This is a genomic window from Pseudomonas frederiksbergensis (assembly GCF_035751725.1).
Classification (GTDB): Bacteria; Pseudomonadota; Gammaproteobacteria; order Pseudomonadales; family Pseudomonadaceae; genus Aquipseudomonas; species Aquipseudomonas frederiksbergensis_A.
The window spans coordinates 136922-161571 of sequence record NZ_CP142104.1 but is presented as its reverse complement, the minus strand read 5'-3'; the positions used below and the strand labels follow the sequence as shown (position 1 = coordinate 161571).

18 protein-coding genes, 2 tRNA genes, 4 rRNA genes and 1 pseudogene are annotated in these 24650 nt (G+C 57.0%); 11 read left to right on the top strand and 14 right to left on the bottom strand.

Going from position 1 to position 24650, the window contains the following annotated elements; genetic code table 11:
- Positions 1–216 precede the first annotated feature (216 nt).
- The 11 genes from VQ575_RS00790 to VQ575_RS00740 all read right to left on the bottom strand — a co-directional run bounded on the left by VQ575_RS00790 (position 217) and on the right by VQ575_RS00740 (position 11152).
- Complete coding sequence (locus tag VQ575_RS00790; RefSeq protein WP_045154738.1) at positions 217–1722, bottom strand: YdgA family protein; 1506 nt, start codon at positions 1720–1722, stop codon at positions 217–219.
- Between the two features lie 158 nt (positions 1723–1880).
- Positions 1881–2516, bottom strand: a complete 636-nt coding sequence (locus tag VQ575_RS00785) for a hypothetical protein (RefSeq protein WP_039594226.1) — start codon at positions 2514–2516, stop codon at positions 1881–1883.
- 181 nt (positions 2517–2697) lie between these two features.
- Positions 2698–2813: ribosomal RNA gene (gene rrf / locus VQ575_RS00780) — 5S ribosomal RNA — on the bottom strand.
- A 107-nt stretch (positions 2814–2920) separates the two neighbouring features.
- Positions 2921–3036 (bottom strand): 5S ribosomal RNA (gene rrf / locus VQ575_RS00775).
- 157 nt (positions 3037–3193) lie between these two features.
- Positions 3194–6087 (bottom strand): 23S ribosomal RNA (locus tag VQ575_RS00770).
- A gap of 249 nt (positions 6088–6336) precedes the next feature.
- Positions 6337–6412: transfer RNA gene (locus VQ575_RS00765), tRNA-Ala, on the bottom strand.
- 27 nt (positions 6413–6439) lie between these two features.
- A tRNA-Ile gene (locus VQ575_RS00760) sits at positions 6440–6516 on the bottom strand.
- A 65-nt stretch (positions 6517–6581) separates the two neighbouring features.
- Positions 6582–8120: ribosomal RNA gene (locus VQ575_RS00755) — 16S ribosomal RNA — on the bottom strand.
- The 16S, 23S and 5S rRNA genes sit together here with 2 tRNA genes alongside, the layout of an rRNA operon.
- 301 nt (positions 8121–8421) lie before the next feature.
- Entirely contained in the window at positions 8422–8601 is a 180-nt protein-coding gene (locus tag VQ575_RS00750) for a hypothetical protein (protein ID WP_198724696.1), read from the bottom strand.
- Between the two features lie 135 nt (positions 8602–8736).
- On the bottom strand, positions 8737–9957 hold the full coding sequence (locus VQ575_RS00745) for a CaiB/BaiF CoA transferase family protein (RefSeq protein ID WP_039593368.1): 1221 nt from the start codon (positions 9955–9957) through the stop codon (positions 8737–8739).
- A gap of 13 nt (positions 9958–9970) precedes the next feature.
- The gene (locus tag VQ575_RS00740; protein ID WP_039593369.1) at positions 9971–11152 is read right to left on the bottom strand and encodes an acyl-CoA dehydrogenase; all 1182 of its coding nucleotides are present in this window, start codon (positions 11150–11152) and stop codon (positions 9971–9973) included.
- A 155-nt stretch (positions 11153–11307) separates the two neighbouring features.
- On the opposite strand from VQ575_RS00740, the gene VQ575_RS00735 reads away from it, so the two are divergent.
- The 10 genes and pseudogenes from VQ575_RS00735 to VQ575_RS00690 all read left to right on the top strand — a co-directional run bounded on the left by VQ575_RS00735 (position 11308) and on the right by VQ575_RS00690 (position 21102).
- Positions 11308–12204, top strand: a complete 897-nt coding sequence (locus tag VQ575_RS00735; RefSeq protein WP_039593370.1) for a LysR family transcriptional regulator — start codon at positions 11308–11310, stop codon at positions 12202–12204.
- Between the two features lie 435 nt (positions 12205–12639).
- Complete coding sequence (locus VQ575_RS00730) at positions 12640–13761, top strand: Re/Si-specific NAD(P)(+) transhydrogenase subunit alpha (RefSeq protein ID WP_039593371.1); 1122 nt, start codon at positions 12640–12642, stop codon at positions 13759–13761.
- 15 nt (positions 13762–13776) lie between these two features.
- Positions 13777–14100, top strand: coding sequence for an NAD(P) transhydrogenase subunit alpha part 2 (locus VQ575_RS00725; RefSeq protein WP_003187010.1), 324 nt, complete (start codon positions 13777–13779; stop codon positions 14098–14100).
- A complete protein-coding gene (locus tag VQ575_RS00720) occupies positions 14100–15536 on the top strand; it encodes an NAD(P)(+) transhydrogenase (Re/Si-specific) subunit beta (protein ID WP_325918851.1) in 1437 nt (478 codons plus the stop codon). Before VQ575_RS00725 ends, VQ575_RS00720 begins: the two co-directional genes overlap by 1 nt.
- 197 nt (positions 15537–15733) lie before the next feature.
- A pseudogene (locus VQ575_RS00715) lies at positions 15734–17227 on the top strand (acetyl-CoA hydrolase/transferase family protein).
- A gap of 318 nt (positions 17228–17545) precedes the next feature.
- A complete protein-coding gene (locus VQ575_RS00710) occupies positions 17546–17761 on the top strand; it encodes a DUF1127 domain-containing protein (RefSeq protein WP_003187014.1) in 216 nt (71 codons plus the stop codon).
- 302 nt (positions 17762–18063) lie between these two features.
- Positions 18064–18381, top strand: coding sequence for a DUF2388 domain-containing protein (locus tag VQ575_RS00705; RefSeq protein ID WP_039593374.1), 318 nt, complete (start codon positions 18064–18066; stop codon positions 18379–18381).
- Between the two features lie 106 nt (positions 18382–18487).
- Entirely contained in the window at positions 18488–18796 is a 309-nt protein-coding gene (locus VQ575_RS00700; RefSeq protein WP_039593375.1) for a DUF2388 domain-containing protein, read from the top strand.
- A 27-nt stretch (positions 18797–18823) separates the two neighbouring features.
- Positions 18824–19144, top strand: coding sequence for a DUF2388 domain-containing protein (locus tag VQ575_RS00695; protein ID WP_039593376.1), 321 nt, complete (start codon positions 18824–18826; stop codon positions 19142–19144).
- Complete coding sequence (locus tag VQ575_RS00690) at positions 19141–21102, top strand: DUF7844 domain-containing protein (protein WP_039593377.1); 1962 nt, start codon at positions 19141–19143, stop codon at positions 21100–21102. The genes VQ575_RS00695 and VQ575_RS00690 overlap by 4 nt, the downstream gene beginning before the upstream one ends.
- Before the next feature lie 83 nt (positions 21103–21185).
- On the opposite strand, the gene trpA is transcribed toward VQ575_RS00690, so the two are convergent.
- Together trpA and trpB are read right to left on the bottom strand one after the other, a co-directional pair.
- Entirely contained in the window at positions 21186–21998 is an 813-nt protein-coding gene (gene trpA / locus VQ575_RS00685; protein WP_039593378.1) for a tryptophan synthase subunit alpha, read from the bottom strand.
- A complete protein-coding gene (gene trpB / locus VQ575_RS00680) occupies positions 21998–23230 on the bottom strand; it encodes a tryptophan synthase subunit beta (RefSeq protein ID WP_039593379.1) in 1233 nt (410 codons plus the stop codon). The genes trpA and trpB overlap by 1 nt, the downstream gene beginning before the upstream one ends.
- Positions 23231–23341: 111 nt before the next feature.
- Between trpB and VQ575_RS00675 the strand changes: the two genes are divergently transcribed.
- On the top strand, positions 23342–24235 hold the full coding sequence (locus VQ575_RS00675; protein ID WP_325918849.1) for a LysR family transcriptional regulator: 894 nt from the start codon (positions 23342–23344) through the stop codon (positions 24233–24235).
- Here VQ575_RS00675 and VQ575_RS00670 read toward each other — a convergent pair.
- Complete coding sequence (locus VQ575_RS00670) at positions 24232–24558, bottom strand: ElaB/YgaM/YqjD family protein (RefSeq protein WP_030139182.1); 327 nt, start codon at positions 24556–24558, stop codon at positions 24232–24234. The two genes, VQ575_RS00675 and VQ575_RS00670, sit on opposite strands and share 4 nt — an antisense overlap.
- Between the last annotated feature and the right edge of the window lie 92 nt (positions 24559–24650).

The following is a 24650-nucleotide window of genomic DNA, read 5'->3' as shown; positions in this document are numbered from 1 at the left end:
TCGCAGTGCCCCCTTGCCCATCAAACAGGAGGCCGGATCAAAGGAACCCAGCCAAGCTATAACGGGCTTAGTCTGGCATTGCGCGAAGGGTCATTTTCCGGAACGCCATAATTCTTCAGAATCCCTGCAGATTTCAGCGGTGAAGTTTTTGACGAGCAAAAAAAACCGGCCCGTGCGCAGGGCACGGGCCGGTTTTTGGATGTTGCTTTAGAGGTATTACTGAACGGCGACGCCGCCGCCCAACTTACTCATTACAAACGCCGAGAATTGTTCAACGGTCATTTTCTGGCCGTTGAAATCGACTTGATTGTTCGCGTAGTGCAAGTTGGTGACCACGTCGTTGCCTTCCAGCTTCGCCAGCTCGGTACCCACAGCCATGGCGCTGAACATGTCGCTGGTGGCGGTGGCCTGGTCAGCGATCAGCTTGGCGTCCGTCTGGCCTTCCATTTGCGCCTGCACGGTCAGCAGGTCCACCAGCATTGGCTTGGACACCTTCACCTTGAAATCCAGCAAGGCGAGCAACTGACGGCCCAGTTCATCCGGCGGCAGGTCCATGGATTGCGGCTTGGCCAGGTCTACGATCAGGCTCGCGCGGCTTTCACCGTTTGCAGTACTGAACGACAGGTTCTCCAGGGCGACTTGCGGGGCGCCAGCGAGGAGTTTCTCCAGGTCTGCCTTGACCTGCGCCTCTTCCGCCTCGGTCAGCTCCAGCTCTGGCGCCGGCTCACCGGCTTCAGCCGCCTCGGCAGCGGCTTTTTCGTATGGCTGCAGTTTGGCCTGGTAGACCTGCATCAGCGACATGGTGGCCGGGATGTCCAGGTTCTTCAGGCTTACTGCCATCTGCGCCGAACCGATGACTTTATCGTTGAACGACAACTCGCCGATCTTGTAGTCGGCACGCCCCGAAGCGCTGGTACCGTTTTCAGAGCTGTTGTTCTTCATTTCGAAGTTCTTCAGGCCCAGTACCGATTTCTGTTCGCCGAAACTGGTTTTGCTGTTGCTCAACAGCAGGGTGTTATCACCCATGTAATAGCCGTAGGTGCTCTTGGTCAGGTTGCTGGCCAACGTCAAGCCGCCGAACTCGACTTGCACCGGTGTCTGATCTTCGGCGACGGTGGTCAGCTTGAAACTGTCCATATAGCCGTCGGCCTTGAGCTTCTGCGCTTGGGCGCTGGCGGCCACATCGATTTTCAAGCCGGAGAAGATGAGCTGGGATTGTTCATCCAGTTTGGTATCCAGCGGCAGCAGCTCGAATGTACCGTTTGTGGACTGGTCGTAGCCCAGGTTGAACACGCCTTTGAGCGGCGATTTGTCCTTGGCGGCGACAAACCACTTTTCGGTCAGCGGAGTCCGCTCCAGCTCGGTGTGGCTGGTCGCCATGACCGGCAGCCATTTGAGCGTCATCAGACGGGAGAACGGCAGCGGTCCGTGTTCGATATTGTCAACGAACAGCAGCTCAACGGGTTCGCCGCCAAACATCTCGCCTTCGCCCTTGAGACGATAATGAGCGGTACTGCTGAATGTCCCCCGGTCCAAGGACACCAGCTCGATCGACGCGGTACCGTTGGAGCCGGCCAACGCCGTTTGAATCTGCTTGTTGCTGTCGGCAATCGCGGTATTCAGCACTCCTTCCAGCTTCGTGCCGGTATACCAGGCGCCACCTGCACTGATAGCACCGATAACCACAACAATTCCGAGAAGTACGCTTGCTGATTTATTCATGAGTGACCCGATCGTATTCCATGGTTGAAAAAGTCGCCGTCTTCCTTGACCCGCAAAGGGCTGTGGCTCGACGCGGCAAAAGTGGTGGGGAGATTAGCATCAGGCAAGCCAGCAAGCCCAATGTTTAAAGGGGAAAAAGCGTGTTGTTGAGAAATGGTCTACGAATATTGGACTTCGATCTCGTCCAGTTGATGATCAAAAGTCTTGAGCCGTGCCGTCCAGGTGTACACCAGTACTTCAAAATCACGATTGATCACTGCTGTACTCGATGAGTCTGCACGCCCATCACAGAAATCCAACTGGTAGCGCTCCCGAGCCATGGCGTTGGCGACATCGCACAGTTCACGCGCATTGTTGAGCCAGTGCCAATCGTCCTGCGCGACCTGCTCGTCCAAGGCCGCGCATTGGACCTTCAAAGCTTCGAGACTTTTTTCCAACGGCGTACCGGTGAGCTCTCCCATTACCTCCTGAAAGGTGCGCCCCGGTTGCCAATAGCTGCCCCAGAAATAACGGTCGAACACCGTTTCGACCCTGCGCAGCGCGACCTTGGTGTCCCAAATCAATACCAGGGTCTTGCCTTGCTCGAGCTGTTTTTTCTTGATGCGTTGGCCTTGCAGTGAGGCCCAGGCAACCACCCCGATGGAAATGACACCGATCAGCGCGGACGCGCTATCGAGGAAAATCAGTGCCTTATCGATCTGATGAGTCAGCATGACGCCATAGAAGTAGGTGGCCGAAAGCAGCACCAACGCTGCAATAGCGCACCAGAAGCCAGGAGCATAAGGGTTTTTCATTATTGGAATCCCCATGACCAGTCACGTCGCGGACCGTTGCTACCAACGCCCAACAATCAAAGCATAGCAATGGCCTGGGGGTTTGCCGGAACGCGGCGGCAATTAGAGCGTCGATCCGACTGCTGGCTCCAAAACGACAAAACCCCTGTCTGCATTGCAGACAGGGGTTCTGGGAATTGAATCTTGACGATGACCTACTCTCACATGGGGAAACCCCACACTACCATCGGCGATGCATCGTTTCACTGCTGAGTTCGGGATGGGATCAGGTGGTTCCAATGCTCTATGATCGTCAAGAAATTCGGTGTCCAACCCGTTAAGAAGCAACGTGTCGGTGAAAATCAAAGACTTCTACTAAAACAAAACCCCTACCTGCATCAGCAGATAGGGGTTTCGGAATTTAATCTTGACGATGACCTACTCTCACATGGGGAAACCCCACACTACCATCGGCGATGCATCGTTTCACTGCTGAGTTCGGGATGGGATCAGGTGGTTCCAATGCTCTATGGTCGTCAAGAAATTCGGGCACTGAGTCGCGGCCTAATGACCTCGCTTCAGCAAATTGGGTATGTGACAGCTTTCGGTGTTTTGTGAGTTTCGAACTTTCGGTTCGTTTCGTCTTCACACACCGCAATCTGGTACTCTTTCGAGTCAGCAAATTGCTTGGGTGTTATATGGTCAAGCCTCACGGGCAATTAGTACAGGTTAGCTCAACGCCTCACAGCGCTTACACACCCTGCCTATCAACGTCGTAGTCTTCGACGGCCCTTCAGGGAGCTCAAGGCTCCAGTGAGATCTCATCTTGAGGCAAGTTTCCCGCTTAGATGCTTTCAGCGGTTATCTTTTCCGAACATAGCTACCCGGCAATGCCACTGGCGTGACAACCGGAACACCAGAGGTTCGTCCACTCCGGTCCTCTCGTACTAGGAGCAGCCCCTCTCAAATCTCAAACGTCCACGGCAGATAGGGACCGAACTGTCTCACGACGTTCTAAACCCAGCTCGCGTACCACTTTAAATGGCGAACAGCCATACCCTTGGGACCGGCTTCAGCCCCAGGATGTGATGAGCCGACATCGAGGTGCCAAACACCGCCGTCGATATGAACTCTTGGGCGGTATCAGCCTGTTATCCCCGGAGTACCTTTTATCCGTTGAGCGATGGCCCTTCCATACAGAACCACCGGATCACTAAGACCTACTTTCGTACCTGCTCGACGTGTCTGTCTCGCAGTCAAGCGCGCTTTTGCCTTTATACTCTCTACGACCGATTTCCGACCGGTCTGAGCGCACCTTCGTACTCCTCCGTTACTCTTTAGGAGGAGACCGCCCCAGTCAAACTACCCACCATACACTGTCCTCGATCCGGATAACGGACCTGAGTTAGAACCTCAAAGTTGCCAGGGTGGTATTTCAAGGATGGCTCCACGCAGACTGGCGTCCACGCTTCAAAGCCTCCCACCTATCCTACACAAGCAAATTCAAAGTCCAGTGCAAAGCTATAGTAAAGGTTCACGGGGTCTTTCCGTCTAGCCGCGGATACACTGCATCTTCACAGCGATTTCAATTTCACTGAGTCTCGGGTGGAGACAGCGCCGCCATCGTTACGCCATTCGTGCAGGTCGGAACTTACCCGACAAGGAATTTCGCTACCTTAGGACCGTTATAGTTACGGCCGCCGTTTACCGGGGCTTCGATCAAGAGCTTCGCGTTAGCTAACCCCATCAATTAACCTTCCGGCACCGGGCAGGCGTCACACCCTATACGTCCACTTTCGTGTTTGCAGAGTGCTGTGTTTTTAATAAACAGTCGCAGCGGCCTGGTATCTTCGACCGGCGTGGGCTTACGCAGCAAGTGCTTCACCCTCACCGGCGCACCTTCTCCCGAAGTTACGGTGCCATTTTGCCTAGTTCCTTCACCCGAGTTCTCTCAAGCGCCTTGGTATTCTCTACCCAACCACCTGTGTCGGTTTGGGGTACGGTTCCTGGTTACCTGAAGCTTAGAAGCTTTTCTTGGAAGCATGGCATCAACCACTTCGTCACCCAAAGGGTAACTCGTCATCAGCTCTCGGCCTTGGAATCCCGGATTTACCTAAGATTCCAGCCTACCACCTTAAACTTGGACAACCAACGCCAAGCTGGCCTAGCCTTCTCCGTCCCTCCATCGCAATAACCAGAAGTACAGGAATATTAACCTGTTTTCCATCGACTACGCTTTTCAGCCTCGCCTTAGGGACCGACTAACCCTGCGTCGATTAACGTTGCGCAGGAAACCTTGGTCTTTCGGCGTGGGTGTTTTTCACACCCATTGTCGTTACTCATGTCAGCATTCGCACTTCTGATACCTCCAGCAAGCTTCTCAACTCACCTTCACAGGCTTACAGAACGCTCCTCTACCGCATCACTTACGTGATACCCGTAGCTTCGGTGTATGGTTTGAGCCCCGTTACATCTTCCGCGCAGGCCGACTCGACTAGTGAGCTATTACGCTTTCTTTAAAGGGTGGCTGCTTCTAAGCCAACCTCCTAGCTGTCTAAGCCTTCCCACATCGTTTCCCACTTAACCATAACTTTGGGACCTTAGCTGACGGTCTGGGTTGTTTCCCTTTTCACGACGGACGTTAGCACCCGCCGTGTGTCTCCCATGCTCGGCACTTGTAGGTATTCGGAGTTTGCATCGGTTTGGTAAGTCGGGATGACCCCCTAGCCGAAACAGTGCTCTACCCCCTACAGTGATACATGAGGCGCTACCTAAATAGCTTTCGAGGAGAACCAGCTATCTCCGAGCTTGATTAGCCTTTCACTCCGATCCACAGGTCATCCGCTAACTTTTCAACGGTAGTCGGTTCGGTCCTCCAGTCAGTGTTACCTAACCTTCAACCTGCCCATGGATAGATCGCCCGGTTTCGGGTCTATTCCCAGCGACTAGACGCCCTATTAAGACTCGCTTTCGCTACGCCTCCCCTATTCGGTTAAGCTCGCCACTGAAAATAAGTCGCTGACCCATTATACAAAAGGTACGCAGTCACCCAACAAAGTGGGCTCCCACTGCTTGTACGCATACGGTTTCAGGATCTATTTCACTCCCCTCTCCGGGGTTCTTTTCGCCTTTCCCTCACGGTACTAGTTCACTATCGGTCAGTCAGTAGTATTTAGCCTTGGAGGATGGTCCCCCCATATTCAGACAAAGTTTCTCGTGCTCCGTCCTACTCGATTTCACTTCTAAGATCCTTTCGCGTACAGGGCTATCACCCACTATGGCCGCACTTTCCAGAGCGTTCCGCTAAAATCAAAGAAGCTTAAGGGCTAGTCCCCGTTCGCTCGCCACTACTAAGGGAATCTCGGTTGATTTCTTTTCCTCAGGGTACTTAGATGTTTCAGTTCCCCTGGTTCGCCTCTTGCACCTATGTATTCAGTACAAGATAACCATCTTATGATGGCTGGGTTCCCCCATTCAGACATCTCCGGATCAAAGTCTGTTTGCCGACTCCCCGAAGCTTTTCGCAGGCTACCACGTCTTTCATCGCCTCTGACTGCCAAGGCATCCACCGTATGCGCTTCTTCACTTGACCATATAACCCCAAGCAATCTGGTTATACTGTGAAGACGACATTCGCCGAAAATTCGATCGAGCTCCAAGAGCCCTTCACAAATTTTACCTTAGCCTGATCCGTTACCAGTGAAAGTAACGTCCAGTCTATCTTTCTATCACATACCCAAATTTTTAAAGAACGATCTAATCAAAAGACTAGAAATCAACATTCATCACCGCTTGGTGGAATGCTCATTTCTAAGCTTTAAACGTTGGAACCAATCTGTAATGGTGGAGCCAAGCGGGATCGAACCGCTGACCTCCTGCGTGCAAGGCAGGCGCTCTCCCAGCTGAGCTATGGCCCCGTATCGCTACAGGGTACACCATGAAATTGGTGGGTCTGGGCAGATTCGAACTGCCGACCTCACCCTTATCAGGGGTGCGCTCTAACCAACTGAGCTACAGACCCAATCGTCTTCTTCAATGAATCAAGCAATTCGTGTGGGAGCTCATGAAGCAGCTGCGGTCGTCGATTAAGGAGGTGATCCAGCCGCAGGTTCCCCTACGGCTACCTTGTTACGACTTCACCCCAGTCATGAATCACACCGTGGTAACCGTCCCCCCGAAGGTTAGACTAGCTACTTCTGGTGCAACCCACTCCCATGGTGTGACGGGCGGTGTGTACAAGGCCCGGGAACGTATTCACCGCGACATTCTGATTCGCGATTACTAGCGATTCCGACTTCACGCAGTCGAGTTGCAGACTGCGATCCGGACTACGATCGGTTTTGTGGGATTAGCTCCACCTCGCGGCTTGGCAACCCTCTGTACCGACCATTGTAGCACGTGTGTAGCCCAGGCCGTAAGGGCCATGATGACTTGACGTCATCCCCACCTTCCTCCGGTTTGTCACCGGCAGTCTCCTTAGAGTGCCCACCATAACGTGCTGGTAACTAAGGACAAGGGTTGCGCTCGTTACGGGACTTAACCCAACATCTCACGACACGAGCTGACGACAGCCATGCAGCACCTGTCTCAATGCTCCCGAAGGCACCAATCCATCTCTGGAAAGTTCATTGGATGTCAAGGCCTGGTAAGGTTCTTCGCGTTGCTTCGAATTAAACCACATGCTCCACCGCTTGTGCGGGCCCCCGTCAATTCATTTGAGTTTTAACCTTGCGGCCGTACTCCCCAGGCGGTCAACTTAATGCGTTAGCTGCGCCACTAAGAGCTCAAGGCTCCCAACGGCTAGTTGACATCGTTTACGGCGTGGACTACCAGGGTATCTAATCCTGTTTGCTCCCCACGCTTTCGCACCTCAGTGTCAGTATCAGTCCAGGTGGTCGCCTTCGCCACTGGTGTTCCTTCCTATATCTACGCATTTCACCGCTACACAGGAAATTCCACCACCCTCTACCATACTCTAGCTCGACAGTTTTGAATGCAGTTCCCAGGTTGAGCCCGGGGATTTCACATCCAACTTAACGAACCACCTACGCGCGCTTTACGCCCAGTAATTCCGATTAACGCTTGCACCCTCTGTATTACCGCGGCTGCTGGCACAGAGTTAGCCGGTGCTTATTCTGTCGGTAACGTCAAAACACTAACGTATTAGGTTAATGCCCTTCCTCCCAACTTAAAGTGCTTTACAATCCGAAGACCTTCTTCACACACGCGGCATGGCTGGATCAGGCTTTCGCCCATTGTCCAATATTCCCCACTGCTGCCTCCCGTAGGAGTCTGGACCGTGTCTCAGTTCCAGTGTGACTGATCATCCTCTCAGACCAGTTACGGATCGTCGCCTTGGTGAGCCATTACCTCACCAACTAGCTAATCCGACCTAGGCTCATCTGATAGCGCAAGGCCCGAAGGTCCCCTGCTTTCTCCCGTAGGACGTATGCGGTATTAGCGTCCGTTTCCGAGCGTTATCCCCCACTACCAGGCAGATTCCTAGGCATTACTCACCCGTCCGCCGCTCGCCACCAGGTACAAGTACCCGTGCTGCCGCTCGACTTGCATGTGTTAGGCCTGCCGCCAGCGTTCAATCTGAGCCATGATCAAACTCTTCAGTTCAAACATCTTTGGGTTTTGAGAAAACCCTAAACTTGGCTCAGCAATCGTTGGTTACATCTTTGATTTCTCGCGGAGTAACTTGTGATGCTGATAATCTGTTGACTAGCAGTCTGACTCCACAAGCACCCACACGAATTGCTTGATTCAGTTGTTAAAGAGCGGTGGGTTGAGCCTTTCGCCTCAACCGAGGCGCGCATTCTACAGCGCCCCGTGTATCTGTCAAGCGGTTATTTTAAGAAGTTTTCAAAGTTTCGCTTGGAAATCCTTAACAACTTCAACCACTTGCGCTTTCGATCTCTCGTTAGCGGGAGGCGAATTCTACAGCGTTGTTCGCTGCTGTCAACACCTCTTTTTTACCGCTTTCGATCGAGAAGACCGAACCGCCGATAGAGCCAAACAACACCGCTCTATCAACCCCTTCAGCACTTCGATGAACTGAAGCACCTGCCCTGCCGAAACCATCTAACTCGTTGAAACTCAAGGAGTTTTCCGTTTCGACTGCGCCGGAAGTGGGGCGAATTATAGACATCCAGAATTTGCCGTCAACCCTTTATTTCGTTTTCTTTCAATCAGATACCAAACGAGCGCAAATCGCGCCTCCTATATAGAAGGGAATCTATAGGACGCCAGAATCACGCAGGGTCGCTACCGCCGCACTGTCCAACCCCAACACCCGCTGCAGCACCTCCATTGTGTGCTCCCCCAATAAAGGAGGTGCATTTCTGTATTCGATCGGCGTATTGGATAAGCGAATAGGACTGGCTACCTGAGGCACCGTACCGGCCAACGCGTGGGGCAACTCGATTGCCAATCCACGAGCCTGCACCTGAGGATCCGCAAACGTCTGGGCCAAATCATTGATAGGGCCGCACGGCACTCCAGCCTGCTCCAGCTGAACCACCCACTCGGCTGTCGTCTTGAATACCGTCGCCTGGCGTATCAATGGGATCAAGGCCGCCCGGTTTGCAACCCTCATTTTGTTTGTCGCGAATCGAGGATCATCTGCCCATTGCGGCTGACCGGCCACCTCGGCGAATTTTCGGAACTGACCGTCGTTGCCCACCGTAAGAATGAAGTCACCATCAGCCGTAGGAAAATCCTGATAGGGCACGATATTCGGATGCGCATTTCCCAAGCGCTTCGGCGCCTTGCCAGTGGTCAAATAGTTCATCGCCTGGTTGGCCAGACAGGCCACCTGGACATCCAGTAAAGCCATATCGATATGCTGCCCGCCGCCGGCATGATCGCGATGAGCCAATGCCGCGAGGATGGCAGCGGTTGAATACAGGCCGGTCAGGATATCGGTCAGCGCAACTCCGACTTTGACCGGCCCAGCGCCCTCCTCTCCTTCCGGTCGACCGGTAAGGCTCATCAAGCCTCCCAGCCCTTGGATCATGAAGTCATACCCTGCGCGCTTGGCGTACGGCCCCGTCTGCCCGAAACCGGTGATCGAGCAATAGATCAACTGCGGGTTGATAGCCTTTAAGGAGTCGTAATCCAGACCGTATGCAGCGAGCCCACCCACCTTGAAGTTTTCGATCAGGATGTCGGACTTCGCCGCCAGCTCCCGAACCAGCTTCTGCCCCTCGGGACGAGTGAAATCGATAGTGACCGATTGCTTGTTGCGATTGGCCGACAGGTAATAAGCCGCCTCGGTCGTGTTCTCGCCATAGGCATCTTTCAGGAAGGGCGGCCCCCACGCACGCGTATCGTCACCGTTGCCGGGACGCTCGACCTTGATGACATCTGCCCCCAGGTCCGCCAGGATCTGTCCAGCCCAAGGCCCAGCCAGGACCCTGGATAAATCCAATACCCGCAGATGCGAAAGCGCGCCCATCGCCGTTCTCCTATTAATAGAACGCCTGAATACCGGTTTGCGCGCGCCCCAGGATCAGCGCATGGACGTCATGGGTGCCTTCGTAGGTGTTCACCACCTCCAGGTTCACCAGGTGACGAGCAATGCCGAACTCGTCGGAAATACCATTGCCACCCAACATGTCACGCGCCATACGCGCGATATCCAAGGACTTGCCGCAGGAATTGCGCTTCATGATCGAGGTAATTTCCACCGCCGCCGAGCCTTCATCCTTCATGCGCCCCAGGCGCAAGCAGCCTTGCAGCGCGAGAGTGATTTCAGTCTGCATGTCGGCCAGCTTCTTCTGGATCAATTGATTCGCCGCCAGCGGGCGTCCGAATTGCTGCCGATCCAGCGTGTATTGGCGAGCGGTGTGCCAGCAAAACTCAGCAGCCCCCAACGCGCCCCAGGAGATGCCATAGCGCGCCGAGTTCAGACAAGTAAACGGCCCCTTGAGCCCACGCACGTCTGGAAAAATGTTCTCTTCTGGAACGAACACGTTGTCCATGACGATTTCGCCCGTAATCGACGCACGCAGGCCGACCTTGCCATGAATAGCCGGCGCACTCAGGCCCTTCCAACCTTTTTCCAGGACGAAGCCGCGAATATCGCCAGCGTCGTCTTTACCCCAAACGACAAACACGTCAGCGATTGGGCTGTTGGTGATCCACATCTTGCTTCCCGTCAGGCTGTAGCCGCCTTCCACTTTGCGCGCACGGGTAATCATCGCGCCCGGGTCAGAACCGTGGTTTGGTTCAGTCAAGCCAAAACAGCCGATCCACTCGCCCGAAGCCAGCTTCGGTAGATACTTCTGTTTTTGTGCCTCAGTCCCGAATTCATTGATGGGCACCATGACCAGTGAGGACTGCACACTCATCATCGAGCGATAGCCGGAATCGACGCGCTCCACTTCCCTGGCAATCAGGCCGTAGCTGACGTAGTTCAATCCGCTGCCGCCATATTGCTCGGGAATGGTTGCCCCCAGGAGACCCACCTCACCCATTTCACGGAAAATCGCTGGATCGGTCTTTTCATGGCGGAACGCTTCCAGGACTCGAGGCGCAAGCTTCTGCTGAGCGAACTGTTCGGCAGTGTCGCGAATCATGCGCTCCTCTTCAGTGAGCTGCTGGTCCAGCAACAGTGGGTCGATCCAATTGAAGCTCGCTTTACCGGCCATGAGTAACCTCGCCAATGAGATGAAAATTCGTGGATTGATCCTAGGCGCGGTTTCCCACGAGAGCAAACGAGGATTCCGCATGTTGTTGTGCTAATTTCTCACTCCGTAAACGCCAACAAGGCTGTTTACGCCCTTCATGTGTGAGGTCGCCGTACATGCGTCGCAAGATTCCCAGCACCGCCGCCCTGGTCAGTTTCGAGGCCGCGGCCCGCCACGAAAGCTTTACCAAGGCCGCGCAGGAGCTTTCGCTCACCCAGGGAGCGATCTGCCGCCAGATCGCGAGCCTGGAAGAATTCTTGAGTGTGGAACTGTTTCGACGCTCAAGACGCGGCGTAAAGCTGACCGAAGCAGGCCTTTCTTATAGTCGCAGGATTGCCACGCAGCTGGACGCGGTCGAGCGCGACACCCTTTCAGTCATGGGCCATACCGGCGCAAACGTAATCGAACTGGCCGTGGTCCCGACGTTCGGCACCCAGTGGTTGTTGCCACGCTTGAAGGACTTTCAGAAGCGGCATCCCGAAGTCACGGTCAACCTTACCAACCGAACACGCCCCTTCCTCTTTGCCGACACCGACTTTGATGCGGCGATCTATTTCGGCGACGCCGATTGGTCCGGTACCGAATCCCACAAATTGATGGGCGAAAATCCGATGCCGGTGTGCAGCCCCGCATTGCTGGGCAGTCGGAACGCACTGACACCGGACGCCATCGCTGAATTGCCGTTGCTTCAGCAGACCACCCGCCCCTACGCGTGGCGCCAGTGGTTCAGCTCTCAGCATCTAAACGTCGCACGAGACCTGACAGGCCCGCGCTATGAACTATTCTCCATGCTCGCCCAAGCGGCCATGCATGACATGGGAATCGCATTGATCCCGCCTTTCCTGATCCAGCGCGAATTGGCAGAGCGCCGCTTGGTAATCGCGAACCGCAATGCCTTATCGAGCATCAAGGCCTATTACCTGATGATCCCGGAGCGAAAGGTGGAATCTGCATCGCTCCGAGCATTTCGCGACTGGCTGGTCAATCAAGCAGAAGGTTATCTCCTTGAATAAGCTGGGAAAATAGCAATCCTGACCGCGTAGTCAGCTAATTATAAGCGCTACAGATATAACTTTATGTCGCATAAAACTAAACTGTTATGGACTCGGTACAATCGTCCCACAACCGGCTAGATACGTGGCCTTGAGCCATATTTCCCAACGGATGACTATTCATTCACAGGAGCAATGGAAAAGTATGATAATTCCACGCGTATCGCTTGAAAAACAAGGCTCCACGGGCAGTTGGGCCCAGGGGTTGCGACATTCGGTCACAGGGTGACTTGTAGTTAATTTTTCGTCACACGTCATAATCCCTTGAAGGGCTGAATTTTCGCCTGCAAAATGCCGCGCCCCGCCTGGTTTGGCGGGATCGTGCTGATCGGCCGCCCCAGCCGCACCATCCGAAGTGCCTGGGTTTACTCAATAAGATCACGCAGGAGATTTGACGTGCACATTGGTGTTCCCCTCGAAACCCAACCGGGTGAAACACGGGTTGCTGCTACCCCGGAAACCATCAAGAAGCTCATCGGCCAAGGCCATAAAGTCACTGTCCAGAGCGGCGCTGGCACCAAGGCCAGCGTGATCGATAGTGCTTATGCAGCGGCCGGCGCAACCATTGGCGATGCCAATGATGCGTTTGGGGCTGAGTTGATTCTCAAGGTGGTTGCCCCTAGCGACAGCGAACTGTCGCTGATCAAGAGCGGCACCGTTCTGGTGGGCATGCTCAATCCGTTCAACAACGAAACCATCGCCAAGCTGGCTGAACGCGGCATAACCGCTTTCGCCCTCGAGGCCGCGCCACGCACCTCCCGTGCCCAGAGCCTGGATGTGCTGTCGTCTCAAGCGAACATCGCCGGTTACAAAGCGGTGCTGCTGGCCGCTCACTACTATCCGCGCTTCATGCCGATGCTGATGACCGCTGCGGGCACCGTGAAAGCGGCGCGCGTGTTGATTCTCGGCGCCGGCGTGGCCGGACTTCAGGCGATTGCCACGGCCAAGCGCCTGGGCGCCGTGATCGAGGCTTCGGATGTGCGCCCGGCGGTGAAGGAACAAATCGAATCCCTCGGGGCCAAGTTCGTCGACGTGCCTTACGAGACCGACGAAGAGCGTGAATGCGCGGTCGGCGTCGGCGGTTATGCCCGGCCCATGCCTGCCAGCTGGATGCAGCGCCAGGCCCAAGCCGTGCATGAGCGCGCCAAGCAGGCGGACATTGTCATCACCACCGCGTTGATTCCGGGCCGCAAGGCACCGACGCTGCTAAGCGCCGAAACCGTCGCGCAGATGAAACCCGGCTCCGTGGTCATCGACCTCGCGGCAGCCCAGGGTGGCAATTGCCCGTTGACCGTGGCCGATCAGGTGGTTGTCGAGAACGGCGTCACCATCGTCGGCCCCACCAACCTGGCCGGTGAAGTCGCGGCCGATGCTTCGGCGCTGTACGCCCGTAACCTGCTGGACTTCCTGAAGCTGGTCTTCACCAAGGAAGGTCAGTTCGACGTGAACCTGGAAGACGACATCGTCGCCGCGTGCCTGATGTGCCGCGACGGCCAAGTCATCCGCAAAAACGCCTAAGCAGGGATTCAGACAATGGAAGAGCTTATCTCCCCCGGTATCTACAACCTGATCATCTTTGTGCTGGCGATTTATGTCGGCTACCACGTGGTCTGGAACGTGACGCCAGCGCTGCACACACCGTTGATGGCGGTGACCAACGCCATTTCAGCGATCGTGATCGTCGGCGCGATGCTCGCCGCTGCCCTGACCGTAACGCCGCTGGGCAAGACCATGGGCACCCTCGCCGTGGCCCTGGCCGCGGTCAACGTATTCGGTGGCTTCCTGGTGACGCGCCGCATGCTTGAGATGTTCAAGAAAAAAGCCCCGAAAGCCGTAAAAGAAGAGGCGCCCAAGTAATGAGCATGAACCTGGTAACGACGCTCTACCTGATCGCGTCGATCTGCTTCATCCAGGCCCTCAAAGGCCTGTCGCACCCCACCACCTCTCGCCGTGGCAACCTGTTCGGCATGCTCGGCATGGCGCTGGCGGTGCTCACCACTGTGGGCCTCATCTATAAGCTGGGCGCTGAGCTAGCGACAGCCGGCATAGGCTACGTCATCGTCGGCCTGCTGATCGGCGGCACCGCCGGCTCGATCATGGCCAAGCGCGTCGAGATGACCAAGATGCCGGAGCTGGTGGCGTTCATGCACAGCATGATCGGCCTGGCAGCGGTGTTCATTGCGATTGCCGCAGTGGTCGAGCCGCAATCGCTGGGTATCGTCAAACAATTGGGCGATTCGATTCCGGCCGGTAACCGCCTGGAGCTGTTCCTCGGCGCAGCCATCGGTGCAATTACCTTTTCCGGTTCGGTGATCGCATTCGGCAAGCTGTCGGGCAAGTACAAGTTCCGTCTGTTCCAGGGCGCACCGGTACAGTTCGGCGGCCAGCACAAACTCAACCTGATCCTGGGCCTGGCAACGCTGGGCCTGGGCCTGACCTTCATGTTCACTGGCAACCTCGGCGCGTTCGCCCTGATGCTGGCCCTGGCGTTTGTCCTGGGTGTGCTGATCATCATCCCGATCGGCGGCGCGGACATGCCGGTGGTGGTCTCGATGCTCAATAGCTATTCCGGTTGGGCCGCAGCCGGTATCGGCTTCTCGCTGAACAACTCGATGTTGATCATTGCCGGTTCGCTGGTAGGTTCGAGCGGTGCAATCCTCTCGTACATCATGTGCAAGGCGATGAACCGTTCGTTCTTCAACGTGCTGCTCGGCGGTTTCGGCAACGCGCCAGATGCGGCTGGCCCGGCAGGCTCGAAAGAAGCCCGTCCGGTGAAGTCCGGTTCGGCCGACGACGCGACCTTCCTGCTGACCAACGCCGACACGGTGATCATCGTGCCGGGCTACGGGCTGGCGGTAGCGCGGGCGCAGCACGCGCTGAAAGAGCTGACCGAGAAGCTGACTCACCATGGTGTGACCGTTAAATACGCGATCCACCCGGTGGCCGGTCGCATGCCCGGGCACATGAACGTCCTGCTGGCCGAGGCCGAAGTGCCTTACGACCAGGTGTTCGAGATGGAAGACATCAACTCCGAGTTTGGCCAGGCCGACGTGGTACTGGTGCTCGGCGCCAACGACGTGGTCAACCCGGCGGCGAAGAACGATCCGAAGTCGCCGATTGCCGGCATGCCGATCCTCGAAGCCTTCAAGGCCAAGACCATCATCGTCAACAAGCGCTCGATGGCCAGCGGCTATGCCGGCCTGGACAACGAACTGTTCTACCTCGACAAGACCATGATGGTGTTCGGTGACGCCAAGAAAGTCATTGAAGACATGGTCAAAGCCGTGGAATAAGCTTCAGCAATTCATCAAAACGCCCCGACTTGTCGGGGCGTTTTGATTTGTATCAAGGCGAAAAGTTACCGATCCGGTAACAATGTTTTGCCTGAAACGCCCGTAATAGACGCCTTAAATGCGACTTTTGTAGCGGGTCGGGCTCAGCGCGAATTCTCTAGACTGCGCATCCTGCTTCCAGCCCGAGATAACCATCCATGTATCGTGATCGCATCCGCCTGCCTTCGTTGTTGAACAAAGTGATGAGCGCTGCCGAAGCAGCCTTGTTGATTGAAGACGGCATGACCGTCGGCATGAGCGGTTTCACCCGTGCCGGAGAAGCCAAGGCCGTGCCGCACGCGCTGGCCGAGCGCGCCAAGGTCACGCCGCTGAAAATCAGCCTCATGACCGGAGCAAGCCTGGGCAACGATTTGGACAAACAACTTACGGAAGCCGGCGTACTGGCACGACGCATGCCCTTCCAAGTGGACAGCACCCTGCGCAAGGCTATTAACGCAGGCGAAGTGATGTTCATCGACCAGCATCTTTCGGAAACCGTCGAACAGATGCGTAACGCCCAGCTCAAGCTACCGGATATTGCCGTGATCGAAGCAGTAGCGATTACCGAGCAAGGTCATATCGTGCCGACCACGTCGGTGGGAAACTCCGCCAGTTTTGCAATTTTTGCCAAGCAAGTGATTGTCGAGATCAACCTGGCCCACAACCCGGACCTGGAAGGGTTGCACGACATTTATATACCGAGCTACCGCCCGACTCGGCTGCCGATCCCCTTGGTGAAGGTTGACGACCGAATCGGCAGCACGGCCATCCCGATCCCGCCGGAAAAGATCGCCGCCATTGTCATCACCCAACAGGCAGACTCGCCTTCCACGGTCTTGCCGCCCGACGAAGACACCCAGGCCATTGCCGACCACCTGATCAGTTTCTTCAAGCAAGAAGTCGCCGCTGGGCGCATGACCAACAAGCTTGGCCCCCTGCAGGCCGGCATCGGCAACATTGCCAACGCGGTGATGTGCGGATTGATCGATTCCCCGTTCGAAGAGCTGACGATGTATTCCGAGGTGTTGCAGGACTCCACCTTCGACCTCATCGATGCCGGCAAGCTAAGTTTCGCTTCCGGAAGCTCCATAACCTTGTCGGCTCGGCGCAACAGTGATGTCTTTGGGAATCTGGCGAAATACAAGGACAAATTGGTCCTGCGTCCGCAGGAGATCTCCAACCATCCCGAGGTGGTGTGACGCCTGGGCATCATCGGCATCAACACGGCGCTGGAGTTCGACCTGTACGGCAATGTCAACTCGACCCATGTATGTGGCACGCGAATGATGAATGGCATCGGTGGTTCGGGGGATTTCGCCCGGAACGCACACCTGGCTGTTTTCGTCACCAAATCCATCGCCAAGGGCGGCGCGATTTCCAGCGTCGTGCCAATGGTCAGCCATGTGGACCATACCGAGCATGATGTCGACATTCTGGTGACCGAGATTGGCCTGGCTGATTTGCGGGGTCTGGCGCCACGAGAGCGGGCGCGAGTCATCATCGACAACTGCGTACATCCGTCTTATCGCCAAGCGCTGAACGAATACTTCGAAGCGGCGTGTACCTTAGGAGGGCATACCCCGCATATCCTGCGCGACGCACTCAGCTGGCACATGAACCTGGAAGCAACCGGGCGCATGCTCGCGGTTTGATACAGCTGGATCACCGTTACAGCAAATACAGTTTTGGGAAGCCGGGCGTCAGGATTGATAATTGACAAAAACTGTACTGCTGTACCGGTGTTTTCCTACAGCCTTTTCCTACCTAAAGCATCATTCCATCAATAAATGCACCAAATCAGTGCCGACAGGTACAGTTGCATCAATATCGACCAGTACACCCCCCTTTAACAGTTAACTGGTCTCTCACAATACAGATGAACTGTATCTACTGACTCTGGCCAAACGGGAGGATCATGGGCACCAGTTAAACCACTACCTAATCCCGCCACAAGCGGAAGGATGTCAACCATGGAACGTACACTCAGTTCCGAGCTGTTTTTCGAAGACAAAGCTGAAAAAAACCAGGCTTCCCTGCCTCTTCGCGTTATCGCTAACCTGATGCTGTGGCAGCGCCGCATCGCCAGCCGCCATCAACTGGCTCGTCTGGATTCGCGCCTGCTGGCAGACGCCGGTATCAGCGAAGCACAGCGCTACGAAGAGCTGAGCAAGCCGTTCTGGCGCTAACTCAGCGTCGCTGGCCCTGACCCACCGGGTCCACCGCCAGCACCGAATTGCAAAAACAAGACCCGTCGCGGGAAACCGCGACGGGTCTTGTCGTTTCGGGCTCGATTTCATCAAACTTGCCGAACAATAACAGTTACGATATCCCTCAAGTATTACCAGTACAGTTTCTCAGGCACGCTCAGCAGAGCTGTAAGCAAACCCGATCTGTCCTACTATTGATGCAAACGTGGCGAAGCGAGTCGAGCACGCGTCTCCTCTTCCAGCTACACGCACCGCTATCACATCATCCAAGGAGTTCCATCATGTCCCGTCTTCGCCTGCTCAGCGCGGTTGCACTGTTCGCCGTGGCCGCCCATTCGAACGCCAGCAGCTTTATCGTGACCACTGATTCCATCGTCGGCGCACTCAAGGCCACGTCCGACGTAACCTCCGACGCAACCTCATCACTGCGCGACAATAAAATCGTCCAAGCCGCACGTGACGACGCCGCCAGCTTCGTGGCCAGCGAAGGCGCCATCCGTGGCGTGAAGCTGGAGAGCGCGCTGGATTACATCCGCCAGCAAGCCCCGCAACTCAACGCCACCGATGCGCAGCTGGCCCAGGCCATCCTGGTAATTTGATGCAACATGAAACATCGGGCACACAAGCGTGTACCGATGTTTCAGCACTGGCTCTGGCCCGCAGGTTTGCGCTAGCCTTCAAGCTCGCCAACCACCGTCGAGTCCCATGCGTTTTTACTCAAAACTCTACAGCGCCTTTTTCCTCGCAACTTTTTGCTGGTCTGTTCCGGCCCATGCCTTCGATGTGTTCACCCAGCAGGTGGTAGCCAGCGGCTACGCCACGAGCCTGGTGACCTCCGCGCCCTTTGACAATAAACGGGTCGCGGCCGCTCGTGATGACGCTGCCGCATTCATTGCCAGTGATGGGCAATTGCGAGGGGCACAACTGGAGTCGGCGCTGGACTACCTGCGCCGGAACCAGCCGAAACTTCACGCCAGCGACCTTGAACTGGCACAGGCAATTCTCGTCCAATAGCTATCTTTAATTTTCCGGAGTCGTTCCATGCGTAGCCCGCTGATTGCTGCCGCCCTTGGCCTGCTGGTATTGGCCGATGTGGCCCAGGCACATACCCTGGTAGCCACCAGTAACATCATCGTTCGCGCCTCCCAGCGTTCGATCGATTTCACGTCTGATACCACAACATCCATTCGTGACTCGAAAATTGTCCGCGAAGCCCACGATGACGCAGCCAGCTTCGTCGCCAGCAATGGCGAGATTCGTGGTGCGCATCTCGAAGCGGCTTTCGAAACATTGCGTACCCGCGTACCGGAAGCCCGCGACGCCAGTGACCAGGTTCTCGCCGAAGCTATCCTCGCATTGTGAGGCGGCTCGCTGCCTGGCTGACAGCCGGGGTCGTGCTGCTCCTGAGCAGCACCGCCCAGGCCGGCCTCCAGCTACATCTCAACAGCGACGGCTTGAGCCCGGCACAACAGCAGGCCAGCCAGGCATTGCTCGATGAAGCCATGCAGGCATTGCCACCACGTTTCATCGAGCGACTCGACCGGCGCATCGATGTCGGCTGGACCGACCAGATGCCTGCCAACGCCTACGGCCAGGCCTCACTGGTCTCACAGCTGGACCTCAACCGGAACCTGCTGGACAGCCTCACCGATGGCAGCGCCGCCAAGCAAAAGACCTTGCGCCCCCACGGTACGGTGCGCCGGGAAATGCTCGCGACCGTCCTACACGAACTGACCCACATCTATGACCGCTCACGCCTCTGGCCAAATGCTGAACGTGCGCTGATCCAACGCTGTACTCGACGTAACAGCAGCGCCGGGTTAATCGGCCTGCCAGATGATTGCCGGGGCCAGAACGACCGTCGTTTCACGCTCAGTGATGATCCGCGCCTGCTCGATCTCGCTGGCTGGCCGCAATATGTCGGCCGTCGCGGTGAACGAGAGCAGCACAACCGCCAGGTTGCCCGCAGCCCGGACCTCTACGAGACGAGCAGCCCCAAGGAGTTCGTCGCGGTCAACATGGAGTATTTCCTCCTGGACCCGAGCTACGCCTGTCGCCGGCCCGCGCTGTATCGCTATTACCGTGAGCAATTCGGCTGGGCGCCCGCCGCCAAAGACACTTGCGCCACCTCGTTCGCCTTTCTCAATGCCGGCAACGACTTTGCCAAGACGCCACTGGGCAAGGTCGATCCGGAACGCGTATACGCCATCGATTACCTTTTGGCCGAAGCCAACCAGAACTGGGTAAGCCGTTGGGGCCATAGCATGCTTCGCCTGGTGATCTGCGCACCGGGCCGGCCACGTGGACCCGACTGTCGGCTGGACCTGGACCAGCACCTGGTGCTGTCGTACCGCGCCTTCGTCGGCGACGTACAGCTATCGAGTTGGGACGGTCTGGTGGGCAAATATCCGTCCCGCCTGTTCGTGCTGCCGCTCGCCCAGGTCATCGACGAATACACCAAGACCGAATTGCGCAGCCTGGCCTCCGTACCGCTGAACCTGTCGCGCACCGAGATCGAAGAAACCGTCGAACATGCCGCCGAAATGCATTGGAGCTATGACGGCAACTATTACTTCCTGTCCAATAATTGCGCGGTGGAAAGCTTGAAGCTGTTGCGCAGCGGCAGTAACAACGAACAGCTCAAGGGCCTGGACAGCATAATGCCCAACGGCCTGCTGGAAGTGCTAAAGGGCCGTGGCCTGGCCGATACCAGCGTGCTGGACGACCCCAAGGAGGCCCTGCGCCTGGGGTACCGCTTCGACTCATTCCGCGAACGCTACCAGGCCATGTTCGACGTGCTGAGAAAAAGCCTGCCGATCCCACAACAAACCGTCGAAGACTGGCTGGCGACGGACGCCGCCGAACGCCGCGGCTGGTTCGAACAGGCCGACCTGCGCACCAGTGCGGCACTGCTGTTATTGGAGCAAGCCAGTTTCCGCCGGCAATTGCTGCTGGCCCAGGATGAAGTGAAGCAGCGTTATCTCGGTGCCCGTGAGCTTCAGAACGGCGGCATGGAGCGAGCTAACGCGACGTTACAACAGATCCTCGTCAACAGCGGCTTCTTGAGCCGTCCGGCCGAACTACTGGGCAGCAGCGGCTACGGATTGCCACAACCCAGCGAATGGCAGCGATTGGAGTCGCAAAGCAGCCTGCGCCAGAAACAGCTTCAAACGCTGACCGGCGACTTGGATAAGGAAGTCAGGGCATTACTTGAGCCGAGCCGCGCAGCTGAAATTGCGGCGAGCGAAGCCAATGTGAAGCAAATCGGCGAACATCTGCGCAAACTGCACAAGGCCGGAGGCGGGTTGGAATTGCCCTGACGACAGCTTTGAAGCAACAACAAAAAAGGGGTTCGGAACCTGGTTCCGAACCCCTTTTGCATCGCTGCGAGCCGAATCAGCGATCAGCCAAGACGCGCCTTACGTACGCCATCGGCCAAGGCCGCGCACAAGCTCAGCACGCCATCGATCGCCTGTTCCGCCGTATCGGCGCTGGCGATATGGTCGATCAACGCCGAGCCGACCACCACGCCGTCGGCCAACCGCGCGATGGCGGCAGCCTGCTCCGGCGTACGAATGCCGAAGCCAATGCTGATCGGCAGGTCTGTATGCCGACGCAAGCGCGCCACGGCTTCTTCCACATGCTCCAGCGTCGCGGCACCGGCACCGGTCACACCCGCCACCGATACGTAGTAGACAAAACCTGAGCTGCCATTGAGCACAGTCGGCAAACGCACATCGTCGGTGGTGGGCGTTGTCAGGCGTATGAAATCCAGTCCGGCAGCCTGGGCCGGCTCGCACAGTTCGCTGTTGTGCTCAGGTGGCATGTCCACGACGATCAGGCCATCAACACCGCTATCCAGCGCTTCGCCAATGAAACGCTGCACGCCATAACGATGGATCGGATTGAAATACCCCATCAGCACCAGCGGCGTCTCGGTATTTTCCTTGCGGAACTCACGAACCATCTGCAGGGTTTTCGCCAGGTTCTGCTGGGCGCCCAAGGCGCGGATGTTCGCCAACTGAATCGCCGGGCCGTCGGCCATCGGATCAGTAAACGGCATGCCCAACTCAATGACATCGGCGCCGGCGGCAGGCAGGCCCTTGAGAATCGCCAGCGACGTGTCGTAATCCGGATCACCGGCAGTGACAAACGTCACCAAGGCGGCACGGTTCTGTTGCTTGAGTTCGGCAAAGCGGGTTTGCAGGCGGCTCATCAGTGTTTCTCCTGCTGGGACTGTTCCATGTGGTGCATCACGGTTTGCATGTCTTTATCGCCACGACCAGACAGGTTGACCACCATCAGGTGATCCTTGGGCAGGTTTGGCGCGCGCTTGAACACTTCGGCCAAGGCATGGGCACTTTCCAAGGCAGGAATAATCCCTTCCAGGCGGCAGCACTTATGGAACGCTTCCAATGCCTCAGCATCGGTAACCGAGGTGTATTGGACGCGGCCAATGTCATGCAACCATGCGTGTTCCGGGCCGATGCCAGGGTAATCGAGGCCGGCAGAGATCGAATGAGCGTCAATGATCTGGCCGTCTTCATCCTGCAACAAGAACGTACGGTTACCGTGCAATACGCCTGGGACGCCGCCGTTCAGGCTCGCCGCATGCTTGCCGGTCTCGATGCCGTAGCCCGCCGCTTCGACGCCGATGATTTCGACACTCTTGTCATCCAGGAACGGATGGAACAGGCCCATGGCATTGGAGCCACCGCCGATGCACGCCACCAGGCTGTCCGGCAGGCGGCCTTCCTGGGCTTGCAGCTGATCGCGGGTTTCCTTGCCGATCACGGCTTGGAAATCGCGGACCATCGCTGGATAAGGGTGCGGGCCAGCTACGGTGCCGATCAGGTAGAACGTGCTATCGACGTTGGTCACCCAATCGCGTAGCGCTTCGTTCATCGCATCCTTGAGGGTGCCGGTCCCGGCCACCACCGGAATGACTTCGGCGCCAAGCAGTTTCATGCGAAACACGTTGGCCTGCTGGCGCTCGATGTCGGTGGTGCCCATGTAGATCACGCAGTCCAGGCCGAACCGAGCGGCCACGGTGGCAGTGGCCACGCCGTGCATGCCGGCGCCGGTCTCGGCGATGATGCGTTTCTTGCCCATGCGCCGAGCCAGCAGGATCTGGCCGATGCAGTTGTTGATCTTGTGCGCGCCGGTGTGATTCAGCTCTTCACGCTTGAGGTAGATCTTCGCGCCACCGCAGTATTCCGTCAGGCGCTCGGCGAAATAAAGCGGGCTCGGACGACCGACATAGTCCCGTTGGAAGTAGGCCAATTCCTCGATGAACGCAGGATCTTCCTTCGCCACTTCGTATTCACGGGCCAGATCGAGGATGAGCGGCATCAGCGTTTCCGCGACATAACGGCCGCCGAACGCGCCAAACAGGCCGTTGGCATCGGGACCGCTGCGCAGGTTGAAGGGGGTCGTAGGCTGGGTCATCGGGCGCTCCAGGCGAATGCGTAGAAAGACAATGAGGTCACTCTACCCCTGACATACCTGCGTGAAAACCGATAAGATCGCCGCAACCTGTCAGGAAAACTCACAGATACCATGCGCCACGACCTTCCTCCGCTAAACGCCTTGCGTGCCTTCGAGGCCACCGCGCGCCTGAACAGCGTAAGCCAGGCGGCGGAACATCTGCACGTCACCCATGGCGCCGTCAGCCGCCAGCTCAAGGTGCTGGAAGAGCACTTGGGGATCAGCCTGTTCATCAAGGACGGGCGTGGCCTGAAACTCACAGATGCAGGACTGCGATTGCGCGACGCCAGCGCCGACGCGTTCGAGCGCCTGCGCACCGTTTGCGCGGAGCTGACGCAAAGCACAGCGGACGCTCCGTTCGTGCTGGGCTGCTCGGGAAGCTTGTTGGCGCGCTGGTTCATTCCGCGCCTGGGCCGGCTCAATGCCGATCTGCCCGACTTGCGCCTGCACCTGTCCGCCGGTGAGGGCGATCTTGACCCGAGGCGTCCAGGGCTGGATGCCTTGCTGGTATTCGCCGAGCCGCCGTGGCCGGCCGACATGCAAGTGTACGAATTGGCCAGCGAGCGGATTGGGCCGGTGATGAGCCCACGTTTTGGGGGCTTCACCCGTTTGCGCGATGCCCCCGCCAACGCGCTGCTGGGCGAACCGCTGTTGCACACCACCTCACGCCCCCAGGCCTGGCCAACCTGGGCGCAACAAAACGCCCTTGAGCCCCAGGCGTTGAAGTTCGGGCAAGGCTTCGAGCATTTGTATTATTTACTGGAGGCGGCTGTGGCCGGGCTTGGCGTGGCGATTGCCCCCGAGCCCTTGGTGACCGAGGACCTGCGTGCTGGTCGCCTGGTCGCGCCGTGGGGTTTCAGTGAAACCCCGGCACGATTGGCGTTATGGCTGCCCAAGCGCGCCGCGGACGGGCGCGCCCGGCAATTGGCGCAATGGCTCAGGCATGAGCTGAACCCATCGGACTAGTCGCCGCGCTTGCACAGCAAGTAAGCGGCCAGCAGACCTAGCGCGCCGACGGCGACGCCGGCCGTGGTCCAAGGATGTTCCTGAGCGTAGTCGCGCGTGGCGATCCCGGTTTCACGGGTTTTCACCTTGACCTCTTCATACGCATCGCTGAGCAGATGCCGGGAATGCTTCAATGCATTTTCGGCATTTGCCTTGAGCGACTTGAGGGTCCTACGCGACTCGTCCGAAGCGTCGTCCTTCAGGCTTTCCAACGACTTGAGCAGACTCTCGATCTCCGCTTCCATGCTTTGCAACGAGGCTTTGCGTAACGAAGTGCTGGCCATGGTGGCTCTCTCCTGCAGTGGTTGAGTAGCGTGTGTGGATTGGGACTGCGGCCGTTTGGGAAAGTGCAGTAAATCTGAACTTTCCAAGCGTA